At 43.3% G+C, this 11,147-nt stretch carries 12 protein-coding genes and 2 pseudogenes; 8 read left to right on the top strand and 6 right to left on the bottom strand.

The genetic code is table 11. The annotated features are described in order from the left end of the window. Window positions 1-158: 158 nt before the first annotated feature. Entirely contained in the window at window positions 159-668 is a 510-nt protein-coding gene (locus QUB25_RS13215; protein ID WP_333035064.1) for a hypothetical protein, read from the bottom strand. A gap of 77 nt (window positions 669-745) precedes the next feature. On the opposite strand from QUB25_RS13215, the gene QUB25_RS13210 reads away from it, so the two are divergent. The 3 genes from QUB25_RS13210 (at window position 746) to QUB25_RS13200 (ending at window position 3,593) form a co-directional block, all read left to right on the top strand. Next, on the top strand, window positions 746-1,663 hold the full coding sequence (locus QUB25_RS13210; protein ID WP_333060890.1) for a histone deacetylase: 918 nt from the start codon (window positions 746-748) through the stop codon (window positions 1,661-1,663). A gap of 142 nt (window positions 1,664-1,805) precedes the next feature. Continuing rightward, window positions 1,806-2,816, top strand: coding sequence for a glycosyltransferase family 2 protein (locus QUB25_RS13205; RefSeq protein ID WP_333035060.1), 1,011 nt, complete (start codon window positions 1,806-1,808; stop codon window positions 2,814-2,816). A gap of 195 nt (window positions 2,817-3,011) precedes the next feature. Next, on the top strand, window positions 3,012-3,593 hold the full coding sequence (locus tag QUB25_RS13200; protein WP_333035058.1) for a serine acetyltransferase: 582 nt from the start codon (window positions 3,012-3,014) through the stop codon (window positions 3,591-3,593). Between the two features lie 70 nt (window positions 3,594-3,663). On the opposite strand, the gene QUB25_RS13195 is transcribed toward QUB25_RS13200, so the two are convergent. Then, window positions 3,664-3,804 carry a hypothetical protein gene (locus QUB25_RS13195; RefSeq protein WP_333060892.1) on the bottom strand — a complete coding sequence of 47 codons (141 nt, stop codon included), beginning with the start codon at window positions 3,802-3,804 and terminating at the stop codon, window positions 3,664-3,666. 42 nt (window positions 3,805-3,846) lie between these two features. On the opposite strand from QUB25_RS13195, the gene QUB25_RS13190 reads away from it, so the two are divergent. Next, the gene (locus tag QUB25_RS13190; protein WP_333060893.1) at window positions 3,847-4,230 is read left to right on the top strand and encodes a DapH/DapD/GlmU-related protein; all 384 of its coding nucleotides are present in this window, start codon (window positions 3,847-3,849) and stop codon (window positions 4,228-4,230) included. Between the two features lie 168 nt (window positions 4,231-4,398). Next, window positions 4,399-4,914, top strand: coding sequence for a serine acetyltransferase (locus QUB25_RS13185; protein ID WP_333035054.1), 516 nt, complete (start codon window positions 4,399-4,401; stop codon window positions 4,912-4,914). A 184-nt stretch (window positions 4,915-5,098) separates the two neighbouring features. Here QUB25_RS13185 and QUB25_RS13180 read toward each other — a convergent pair. After that, window positions 5,099-5,345 (bottom strand): annotated as a pseudogene (locus QUB25_RS13180) (IS1 family transposase); the annotation flags it as partial. Between the two features lie 793 nt (window positions 5,346-6,138). Here QUB25_RS13180 and QUB25_RS13175 point away from each other — a divergent pair. After that, entirely contained in the window at window positions 6,139-7,152 is a 1,014-nt protein-coding gene (locus QUB25_RS13175) for a glycosyltransferase (RefSeq protein ID WP_333035052.1), read from the top strand. 398 nt (window positions 7,153-7,550) lie between these two features. Here the strand turns inward: QUB25_RS13175 and QUB25_RS13170 are convergent, their stop codons facing one another. From QUB25_RS13170 to QUB25_RS13160, 3 genes are all read right to left on the bottom strand, one after another. Continuing rightward, window positions 7,551-8,156, bottom strand: a complete 606-nt coding sequence (locus QUB25_RS13170; protein ID WP_333183679.1) for an ISAzo13 family transposase — start codon at window positions 8,154-8,156, stop codon at window positions 7,551-7,553. Window positions 8,157-8,257: 101 nt separating this feature from the next. Then, window positions 8,258-8,476, bottom strand: coding sequence for an ISAzo13-like element transposase-related protein (locus tag QUB25_RS13165; RefSeq protein WP_333183668.1), 219 nt, complete (start codon window positions 8,474-8,476; stop codon window positions 8,258-8,260). Window positions 8,477-8,522: 46 nt separating this feature from the next. Then, window positions 8,523-8,762 (bottom strand): hypothetical protein, encoded by a 240-nt coding sequence (locus tag QUB25_RS13160; protein ID WP_333183667.1) that lies wholly within the window; start codon window positions 8,760-8,762, stop codon window positions 8,523-8,525. Between the two features lie 161 nt (window positions 8,763-8,923). Between QUB25_RS13160 and QUB25_RS13155 the strand changes: the two are divergent. Together QUB25_RS13155 and QUB25_RS13150 are read left to right on the top strand one after the other, a co-directional pair. Then, window positions 8,924-9,378: pseudogene (locus QUB25_RS13155) on the top strand (transposase); the annotation flags it as partial. A gap of 479 nt (window positions 9,379-9,857) precedes the next feature. Beyond that, window positions 9,858-10,331: a hypothetical protein gene (locus QUB25_RS13150; protein ID WP_333183666.1), complete on the top strand. Its 474-nt coding sequence runs from the start codon at window positions 9,858-9,860 to the stop codon at window positions 10,329-10,331. Window positions 10,332-11,147 lie beyond the last annotated feature (816 nt).

Raw genomic sequence — 11,147 nt, 5'->3', positions numbered from 1 at the left:
TTTTTTTACTCTTTTCGCTGCAACAAAGTATGGCTGTGAAAAACCTCGGTTTTGACCCACCCGCCCCTCAGTCTTAAGATATTTATAGGTGACTCAGAGTATATAGCAATCAACCCCGCACCCAAAGCCTACCATATAAACTATTTTCTTGGTCTTTTCTATGCCAACAATTCCTTAAGTTTAGCAATATTTTCACTGCTCAAGTAAATTTTAATTTCTAGTTCTTGGTCAGATTCCCACAACAGCAGCAGATTATCTTCGCCCAAGGCGATTTCGGGATTGTTTAATTCAAGTGTTTGATATTTAACTTCTGGAATTCCTACGCGAATTACCAGTTCCGCTTCCAACTGAGGATAGATGTACAATTGCTGTTGCAAGTTGTCAAGTTCTAATTTGTCAACAGTGTTGTTACGTTGGACAGGAGAATCGGGTTTGTACCAATAGAGAGTTTCCTCCCGAATTTCAGGATTGACTATCACAAATGTTTCGTCAAAACGTTGGGGGTGCCAGTGAATTTCGCTCAAACCGCCGATTTGCGGAATCAGTCGCTGTACCCAGCTAATTTCTTTGCCGTTGAGGTTTGTCCACCATTGACTAATATTATCGAGATTGTCAGCATTTTCGGGGTCGGTGCTGCCGGACTGCCAGACTGTTTTTAGTTGTTGCATATACAGGTTCTCCAGCGAATTTAGATTTGAGATTGCAGGCTTTCAATTGGAGATTCATTCGTTATACAATAATTTTAATGGACTTACCAATTATTTACCACGAAGATTACGTTGCACCTCTGCCACCGGAGCACCGCTTCCCGATGGCCAAGTTTCGGATGCTTTACCAGATGCTGCTCGCGGACGGGGTAGCAGATAAATCGCAATTTCACGCTCCCGAACTTCCCCCTCAAGAATGGATTGAATTAGTCCACGACCACTCCTATGTTCAAGCTTACTGCAACGGGACGCTCGATAACAAAGCTCAGCGGCGAATTGGTCTGCCTTGGAGTCGGGCTCTGGCTAATCGCACTTGCACTGCGGTTGCAGGAACTGTACTAACTGCAAAGCTAGCTTTAGACTACGGTTTGGCTTGCAATACTGCGGGCGGAACTCATCACGCCTTCCCGGCTTTTGGGTCTGGTTTTTGTATTTTTAATGATTTGGCGATCGCCTCTCGCGTCTTACAAAAAAATGGTTTAGTTCGCAAAGTTTTAATTGTCGATTTAGATGTCCACCAAGGAGACGGAACCGCCGTAATATTCCAAGATGACAGCAGCGTTTTTACTTTCTCGATGCACTGCGAAGTCAATTTTCCCGGCACTAAACAAAAGGGCGATTTAGATGTACCTTTGCCTGTGGGTATGGAGGACGACGAATATTTACAAACATTGGATAAATTTTTACCAGATTTGCTGTCAAATGTCAAGCCAGATTTAGTTTTGTACGATGCTGGAGTAGACCCTCATCACGCTGACAAACTGGGAAAATTAGCTTTAACTGATACGGGGTTATTTCGCCGGGAAATGCAAGTTTTGACCGCCTGTTTGGCTGGCGGCTATCCCGTTGCCTGCGTGATTGGCGGGGGCTATTCCGATGACGCTAAGGGGTTAGTTTATCGGCATTCACTGCTGCACCGAGCCGCCAGTCAAGCCTACAGGCAGTATCGACTTTGATCCAGAGCGGCGAGACTTCGGAAATATGGCAGAAAAAACAGTCTCCCTCACCGAAACAAATAAAAATACTATTAGCGATCACTCCAGCTTGCCAGATGGGTACAACTTGAGCTAAAAAGTTGTTAAACAAACAACGGTACTTATGTCGAAGGCCAGCGAGTCCAATCACCCCTATCCACTGCTGGTTGTCATTGTTAACTACCGAACCTCTAGTTTGACAATTGACTGCTTGCGCTCTCTAGTTAGCGAAGTTCAATCGCTGCCTGGTATGCGAGTTGTAGTTGGCGACAATGCTTCAGGCGATCGCTCCGTCGAAGAAATTAGTAGTGCGATCGCCTCAGAAGGCTGGAATGAATGGGCATCCTTCGTTCCCCTAGACCGCAACGGCGGATTTGCCTTCGGCAACAACGCCCTGATCCGTCCCGCCCTCCAATCCACCAATCCCCCCCCTTACTTCCTGCTGCTCAACCCAGACACCATTGTTCGCCCCGGTGCCTTAAAAGCCCTCGTCGATTTCATGGACTCCCACCCCGAAGCCGGCATCGCAGGCAGCCGCTTGGAAGACCCCGACGGCACGCCCCAGGAGTCAGCTTTTCGGTTTCACAACATCTTGACGGAACTCGATTTTGGTTGGCGGACAGGCTTTATATCCAAGTTATTAGCCAACTGGGCCGCAGCGCCTCCCATTTCCCAAGAAACCTGTCAAACTGATTGGGTAGCTGGAGCCAGCATGATCGTCCGTCGCGAAGTATTTGAAAAAATTGGCTTGATGGATGAAGCTTATTTCATGTACTGCGAAGAAATGGACTTTTGTCTGCAAGCGAACAAAGCTGGCTGGAGTTGCTGGTACGTACCTGAAAGTCGCGTTGTGCACTTAGTCGGGCAAAGCTCAGGCGTCACTGACACCAAAAAGCCCGCCAAGCGGCTGCCTACCTATTGGTTTGATTCCCGGCGTAGGTACTTTGTCAAAAACTACGGCTTGGTTTACACAGCATTAACTGATATATCCTGGGCTTCGGGTTTTGCAGCCTGGAGGGTGCGCCGCGTACTTCAAGGCAAACCCGATGGCGATCCACCACAATTACTGAGGGATTTTGTATTCAATAGTGTATTTTTTAAGGGGGGTAAGATTGAAAAATCCAAAAACTTTTAAAGGAAGTTGGTAAATCGGTCAAAGCCAACTAAACGAGGTTAACCTAGGCAAGCAAAATATTTTATGATGCAGCCGAGAAATTAGTAGTCTCGGTCGAAAAAACCGGATTGCTCCTTCCTCAAAAACCTGATAGACCCATTAATATCGTCGGGATCTAGCAAGAGAGTAAACAATAAATAGTGTGAATTAGAGCTTATGGTAACTGAGCAAAACTTAATCACCAGTGAAAATCAAGTAGAAGACCCCGGCCTGGGACTGTGGCAGCAAATTAAAGAAGACTGGATTGCTCATGGTCGAGATTGGACAAAACCGGGATTTCGCGCCGTAGCAGTGCAGCGTTTTGGCGTCTGGAGAATGCAGGTAGAACCGAAATTACTGCGAGCTCCTTTGAGCATTATTTATCGAGCACTCTACCGAAAAGTCCGCAATAGTTACGGGATAGACTTGCCTTACACTGTGAAGCTCGGTCGTCGCGTGGTGATTGAACATCAAAACGCTATTATTATTCACGGATATTGTACGATCGGTGACGACTGCATTATCCGGCAAGGTGTAACGTTGGGAAACCGCTATTTGGACAAACCGCTAGAATCCCCTCAATTGGGCGATCGGGTTAACGTCGGCGCTGGTGCAAAAATCCTCGGAAAAGTAAACTTGGGAGACGACGTAAATATCGGTGCCAATGCTGTAGTTTTATCAGACATTCCAGCCGGTCAAACTGCTGTTGGTATTCCTGCCAAGATTCTTCAATCTAGGAAAAACCAGGAAAATGCTTAGATCAAGATTGCAAAAAATTATCCGCCATCTTGCCATGCGTTATGGCAAGTTCCGTGCCCTTTACGTCCAATTATGTAACCTCTGTGCCAAAGAATACACAGAATTTCTCCGCCCCCACGGCAACTTGTACGCGATCGGCGAAAATTGCAGCATCTGGCCCAATACCGTCTTTGGAGAGCCCGCCTACGTCTGCATCGGCAACAATTTTCACTTCTCATATGGTACCCTCCTGGGCCACGATGGCTCGATCGCCATGCTGGACCAGGCTTACAACGTTAAAGTAGATGCCGTAGGCAAGATAGACATCCGGGACAACGTATTTATCGGCTTAAATGCGATCGTCCTTCGCAACGTCACTATCGGCTCAAATGCGATCGTCGCCGCCGGTGCCGTCGTCACCAAAGATGTCGCCGAGGGCGATATAGTGGCCGGCGTCCCCGGCCGCGTCGAAGACTTAGTGAAAAAATTGCAAGCCGAAACTCAAAGCCTGCCATGGGTCGATTTGATTAACAGCCGCGAGGGCAGTTTCGACCCCGAAATTGAACCCGAGCTCGTAAAGTTACGAGTGTCCCACTTCTACGGCAACACATCCACTCCAACTGTGGCCCAATTCCAGCAATCTCCCTACCCAAGTTAGAGATTCTTCTTAAGGTAAATTGCACTATAGCAATCCTTGCAGGAGTCGTAAATTTTTTACTCCACCCCAACCCTCCCCTTACCAAGGAGAGGGAGTAAGAATTCACAAATGATTTAGGATTGCTATAATAGGCACAATTGTCTATATCATTAAAACACTGCACAAACAATGGTTGAGTCAATCACTAAGCCAATCATTTCTGCTACAGAAGCAGACTGGAGCCGCGAAAAATCTAGCAAGTGGTGGGAACCCAGTTGCCAACTGCTCAAATCTATCCGCAACTATCAAAAGTGGCAGAAGCAGGGTGGAATTGCGGGATATATTTTATGCCGTTGGAACGTTATCCAGCATCGATTTTGGAGCGTGGTAACTGCAACAGACATCCCTTTAAACTGCCAAATACAAGGAGGACTGGTGCTGCCTCATCCTAATGGCATTGTCATTCATCCCAATGCTTCCATTGGCCCTAACTGTCTGATTCTTCAACAGGTGACAATTGTTGCGGATGTCAAAATCGGCGGTCACGTCGATATCGGTGCAGGAGCAAAAATTATTCGCTCCGTAACGATCGGCGATCATGCTTTGATTGGTGCTAATGCTGTGGTTATTTGTGACGTGCCACCAGGTACAACCGCAGTCGGAATTCCAGCCAAAATAATAGAAAAAAAGACCCCGAAAGTATAATAAAAATTATAGAAATTGCAGAAAAAACAGCAAATTAGCTCGAATTTTATTAAATTACAAGAAATACTCAGGGCTTGAACTCAAGTAGTAAAAATTGAAAAAAAGTGGATTGGTTGCCAACAGCTAAAATGTGGGATTTAAAAATCGGTAGTCATGCACAGTAATGATATCGTTTTCTTAGGCACTAATTATAGTGATGTACAAAGTTAAAAATTTCCCCAATATGGTGCAAGCAGTTTTTTTGAGAAAGACAAGGTTTTACGAACCAAACGAGAAATTCGCTGCTGTAAAGTATTAAGTCTTTCAATATAACTGGTTTTTCCCAATTCTTTACCTACAGGTAGATGTCTTTTAAAAGGTAGCACTTCTGAATAACAATCCCAAAAATCAGTATAGCAAACAGCACATTGTCTATAGACAAGAGGTGAAGAAGATGTTTTAAAAGTCCGGTCAGGTATAATTTAGCCCTTCTGATTGGGCTTAACTGAGACAATAAATCAAGGTTTCAGCTCATACTTAGATGCTTCTTTGTGCCAACTATGAAGTCAAACGACCCTTTTAAAACATCCTCAAAGATTGCCAGAGCATTTGGAGCAGATTTTTTTGAACGGTCTCCAATATAAAGTCCAACAATTTCACGGGTATTTTAGATCTAAAGCTATCCAGAGGCATTGCTTTTTCCGCTGGTTTTTGACAAATGACCACATTTCATCTAGCTGTAAAGTCAACTGACCTTTAGGTTTTTTAATCACCAAAATTCATTGGAAAATTTCGGTATACTTTTTATTTACATAATGCTGAATCCATCGAATGGATACCCCCGTAGCTCTAGCAATTCCGGCTTAAAAAATATTTTCTAAAATCCGTCGCTCAATTAAGGCTTTAGTAAGAAGGTGAAATCTGCTTATATTGAAAATCTGCAATAAATTAACTATACAATTTTTACATTTAAATTAAATCGCTGTTTTGCGTAATAAGTATTTCCACTTTTAATAAAATTGCTTTGACAATTAGGACATTCCATACTTTTACCTCGGAAATTTATGTTAATTTAATATTAAACAATTACTGTGCATCACTACCCATAAGGTTTGACTACTTTTTCAAGGGAGTTTGATCGGTAATGGTTTCAGGGCTGCAATTAATATACTAATATTAAGTGTTCTCTATTTACTTGCAATCTGCTGTAAAATTTTATTAGGCGTAAAATTCAAGAGGTAAACCTTGAAACAAATTGGATTAGTAGCGATCGGACGAAACGAAGGCCAGCGCCTTCGCCAATGCCTAGTCTCGGCCACAGACAAAGTTGCCCGCGTCGTCTATGTCGATTCCGGCTCAACAGACGGTAGCCTAGAGTTAGCCCGATCGATCGGAGCCGATACAGTAGAACTAGACTTATCTATACCGTTTACCGCAGCACGCGCCAGAAACGAAGGCTTTGCCCGCTTGCTGGAACTAGCGCCCGATATCGAATTTGTGCAATTTGTGGACGGTGACTGCGAAGTAGTTGATGGATGGCTCGATCGGGCCTACAGCGAACTTGCAGCCAAACCAGACGTAGCAGCAGTATGCGGGCGCAGGCGCGAACGATACCCCGAAGCCAGCATCTACAACCAATTGTGCGACATCGAGTGGGATACCCCCATCGGCGAAACCAAAGCCTGCGGTGGCGACTCCATGATGCGCGCCACCGCATTTGAGCAAGTCGAAGGTTTCAATCCCGCACTAATAGCCGGCGAAGAACCCGAACTGTGCTTGCGGCTTCGCCAAAAAGGTTGGAAAATTCTTCGTTTAGACGCAGAAATGACCCTGCACGACGCGCAAATGACCAGTTTCGCTCAGTGGTGGAAGCGGGCTCAAAGAGCGGGTCACGCCTATGCCGAAGGTTCCTGGATGCACGGAACCGAACCAGAGCGCCATTGGGTCAAAGAAACGCGCAGCACCTGGTTTTGGGGCTTAGTCTTGCCAGCCCTAGCCTTGGCCATGACATGGCCGACAAAAGGCTGGAGCTTGTTACTATTGAGTGGCTACCCCTTAGCAGCCTATCGCACCTATAACTATTATATAAAGCATCGGGATCTCACAACTAAAGACGCATCCATCTACGCTTTGTCATGTGTATTAGCCAAATTTCCCCAGCTACAAGGTCAAATCCAGTTTCACCAGCGCCGATTGCTGGGGCAGCAGAGCAAGCTAATAGAATACAAAACCACCAACTCTATTAATTCAGCCAGCTAGAGTTAGAGGTAACGTCCCAGAAAATCTATCCCTCAGTAGTAAACAAAGGAGTAATAAAAGATTAAAAGTTTTACTAATTGTCGAATCGTGCAATCCTGAGTGGGCATCAGTACCTTTGGTGGGATATAATTTTTTCACCAAATAAACAATTTAGTTGATGCAACACTCGTTACCCATATTAGAAATAAACCCGCCCTTGAAAAACACCCAGAATATGAAAAAACCATCTACCTCGAAGAAGGAAAGTTAGCCAAGCAATATTATAAAATAGTCGTCGAAAAGCTTCCCGCTTGCGGGCGAATAAATTGACCTATTTATCATGCCTTGACTTACTCAATTTCTGAGCAGTTCAATCAACAAGTATATCAAAAATTCAAAGGAAAAATCCTAAACGGAGATTATGACATATAGCCTTTCTCATAAAGATGAGGTATGATGTAACTGAGATGGTGCACATTCCATTTGGGTAAATATTCATCAAAAATAAGTTTCAGATTTTTTTTAAAATCATCAGTCACCTTTCCACCAATTTCATAGATTTTATCTACCACATTTACAACTACAGATAGACCCTTGTTAGTGTGAGTTTTTTCCATGAGACTTTTGACTAAATTTAGACTTGTAAAAATCACTCCTTGATAGGCTCTGGTTATATGAGGGAAGAGTCGATGTTCAATGGGATTGTATTTAGATGTATACGGAGGGTAATGAGCTATTCTGAGTTCAATTCCAATTTCATCTACTAACTTTTGTAAATCTGGCTTAAAGATATAATGATTAGCATTATTGCTATCGCCACCATCACACTTAGCTAGAAGCGAATTGGCATGAGGAGAGGCGGCTTTTCCATAATTATTCCACCAGTGTTTGATGGATTCACCAGCAAATTCAGTGGTATCTTTACTGTTACCTAATGTTACATATCCTCGATTTTTTTGGCAATCGTAAATTCCATGTGGAATCACTTTCCCACAACCTAAACTCCAAAAATCAGGGTAAGACAGTAATGACAGGTTCAGTTGTATAAAGAGTATCGGGACGATACAAATTCCCTAAAACTTCTTTCTTTTTGGTATCAAAACTAATAATGGGATTACCTGCTTTTCTATACTGTGTGTCGAGCATAGCAATCAATATTTTCAAATTGAGAATTACGATTTTTATTAGCTCCTATCGTTGGCTTTTTTTGTGCTTTTCGCTTGACAGATCCCTGGTTTTTTAAGAGTTTACTTATTAGAGGAAGACTGACAATAAATCCGGCAGACCTCAGTCCCAAAACTATTTTTTTATGCGTCAAATTAGTCCATTTAATTAACTCATTCATTGGGTTTCCCGCTGTCTGAAATTTTCAGAATTCTAAAAAGGCTTCATCAATGCCGCTCTGAGTAGATAAAATACTTTTTCTGCCTCCTCCTTTTTTTTATTCTTAAATTATCGATAGTCGTTTCATCGATTTTTTCTAAATCTTCAATTCTCTGAACAATAGTATTTTGACTGCAGCCGAAAAGTTGCATTATATAGCTAATTCCACCCCATCCCAGTTTTTGGGCTTCTATCTCTGCATACCTTCTTTTATCCTTTTCTGAAAAAGAGTTATAAAGTTTCTTCATTTCTGACTCAAGTGAACTAGAATAAAACATAGATTTAAAGGTAAGGTAGGGTGGTAAAATAGAAAAATAAGAAAGCAAGTTTCTCTCACTTTTGGTGAAAATTGCGATCGAGAGCTGTTTTTCATTATATCCGAAAATAGATAAAGTTATTTATTTTTCATTATTATGGCGCAGTAAATTATTTAACAAAACAGTTTGTTTTGCGAGAATATGAAACGGCAAATTCTGAGAATACAGTGGCTTTCTTAAAAGATTTACAATCTTTAAATCCCGAAGCCAGACATTTAATTATTTGGGATGGAGCTAGCTATCACAAATATAAAGACATAAAAGCTTACCTAGAAGAAATTAATCAAGGCAAAGAGGGGCATGAATGGCCTTTAACTTGTGTCCTGTTTGCTCCCAATGCTCCGCCTGCAGAATCCAGTAGAAGATATTTGGCTTCATGCCAAGACTTGGGTGAGAAAGTTTTGGAATCGGCTCAGTTATGAATGCCTTGGTTAAATGATTCTTCAATTTTAACATACAGGAACAAAGCTTTGAATTTCTCAAGTTACACAAATTTGGTATGTTTGAACCAACGCTCAATGGAACTGCTGCTCGATTAAACTCTTAATTAATTTACTAATGATTTGCGAGCACTATATATTTTCATCTTTAGCCCCTGTTTAACATATTTCGGGCTATTTTTATTACTTATTTATTCAATTTCAAGACTTCTGAATCTGTCATTACTAGGACGGATAGCTTTTAATGCTTTAAACCGAGAGCCATCTTTTCGGCGTAGCAATCGGCAAAAATCCAATCGAGCCGCAATGGATAATAAGTATATGCTGACTATTCTTGCTGCTTGTTTATTCCACCCAACATGATCATGCCTCTAAATCCCCTTGTCAATAGCGTTTGAGATGCGTTTACCCTGAACTGAATCCGCCGCGCACAGGAGAAGATTGAAACGAGTGGTGGGAACAGGTTTTTGCTACGGTTTATTGGCTGAATGTTCGCAATGATTACCGCGTTGATGATTGGGAAATTCACAACGAACCGGACAATCGCGATCTGGGTTGGGGCGGGACTAGGGCTGACTATTTTGAATTGGTTAAGGTGGCAAAAGATGCGATCGCCTTTGTTTATAAAACTTATTTGCCCGATCGCACTTACCGCATCCACGACCCGAAAACCGTAGGAGGCAGCAATTGGTCGGCTAGTGCTTTGCAGGCAATACCGAATTATTTCGATAAAGTCAATGTCCACAACTACGATGCAGATATTTCTAACGACACCCGCAAAGTGCGCGGCTGGATGAACGGTACTGTCCGCGTTAACTCGCAGCTTTGGGTAGGAGAATGGGGAACTTACGAAATTAGCTACGGCGATTTATCTTTAGCTTTAAATTTGATTAAAAATTTGATTCGAGGTTCCCAACCGGGGGATAATTATATTTACGGCAGTCACATATTCTGTTTGTACGGCTGGGGTAAGCAGGGACTGGCGGAAGGTTTGCTAGGGGACGGGGGAAAACGGCGCGCGGGCTACTATGCTTTGCGGATGGGAATTAGGGCTTTGTAGAGTGGGAAACCTACCTTTTTTCCTATCACTAACAGTTCGGATTTAATGGCAGTTGCCACTCAGGATGCTAGCAGGAATGTTTACTTGCTGGTTGTCAATGAGCGAGCAACATCTTACACTGTTAATGCTGATATTTAGGAGCTGATAAAAACTGGTAATGGCACGGTGCGGGAGTTCAATTCTAAAACAATGGATGAGTTTGTTGGTAGCTTAAGGCCCAAGGGCGGCAATGCGAGTTTTGTACTGGCGGGGAACAGCGCTATTCTCATCAAGTTCGATCGCCAGAATTGAAGCTCAAATCCTCTGAGCCATAATTGGGATAAGATAGAATTAGTTATGCTCAGAATTATTTATTTTCTGCCTGTTTGGCCCTGGAACCCTGGAACCCTTGAACCCTCGAACCCCTAATTGCACAGTTGCCATACCTAAGTCGTCCTGTTGTGATTCCCCTCCTGTCGCTGGTAAATTGGTAGCGTGCAGGTATCTTGCCTCAAACAGAATGCGAGCGAGAGTTCCGTTGAGGGGCAGAAAGTAGGGTGCAGTCTAGACAATCGCAGAAATTCTTGCTCGTAAACCCGCAGCAGTTAGGCTAGGTGAGGAATTACCCGCCCGCCTTCATCTGGGCCCTCTGGCAGATAGCATTGGTTCTGAAAGTCAGAAGCCGTCAATGATCAGGATATGGCACGGAATTAATTTTAAATGCCAAGATGCTGGAAGTAGGGGTGAGTTTAATCGTACAGAAACTTTGAGCGCGCTTGGAAATCTCGCGGGCAAAGCCTCTCAATCAATCTGCTGCTTGCGATCGGGTTTTTCCAA

This window comes from Microcoleus sp. B3-D7, from assembly GCF_036705305.1.
Classification (GTDB): domain Bacteria; phylum Cyanobacteriota; class Cyanobacteriia; order Cyanobacteriales; family Microcoleaceae; genus Microcoleus.
The sequence above is the reverse complement of the archived record's forward strand: the minus strand, read 5'-3'. Positions and strand labels throughout refer to the sequence as shown.

What these genes read in the sequence shown, in the direction of transcription:
- QUB25_RS13215 (WP_333035064.1), bottom strand. Translation starts at nt 668, where the DNA reads ATGCAACAACTAAAAACAGTCTGGCAGTCCGGCAGCACCGACCCCGAA.
- QUB25_RS13210 (WP_333060890.1), top strand. Translation starts at nt 746, where the DNA reads ATGGACTTACCAATTATTTACCACGAAGATTACGTTGCACCTCTGCCA.
- QUB25_RS13205 (WP_333035060.1), top strand. Translation starts at nt 1,806, where the DNA reads ATGTCGAAGGCCAGCGAGTCCAATCACCCCTATCCACTGCTGGTTGTC.
- QUB25_RS13200 (WP_333035058.1), top strand. Translation starts at nt 3,012, where the DNA reads ATGGTAACTGAGCAAAACTTAATCACCAGTGAAAATCAAGTAGAAGAC.
- QUB25_RS13190 (WP_333060893.1), top strand. Translation starts at nt 3,847, where the DNA reads ATGCTGGACCAGGCTTACAACGTTAAAGTAGATGCCGTAGGCAAGATA.
- QUB25_RS13185 (WP_333035054.1), top strand. Translation starts at nt 4,399, where the DNA reads ATGGTTGAGTCAATCACTAAGCCAATCATTTCTGCTACAGAAGCAGAC.
- QUB25_RS13165 (WP_333183668.1), bottom strand. Translation starts at nt 8,476, where the DNA reads ATGAATGAGTTAATTAAATGGACTAATTTGACGCATAAAAAAATAGTT.
- QUB25_RS13160 (WP_333183667.1), bottom strand. Translation starts at nt 8,762, where the DNA reads ATGAAGAAACTTTATAACTCTTTTTCAGAAAAGGATAAAAGAAGGTAT.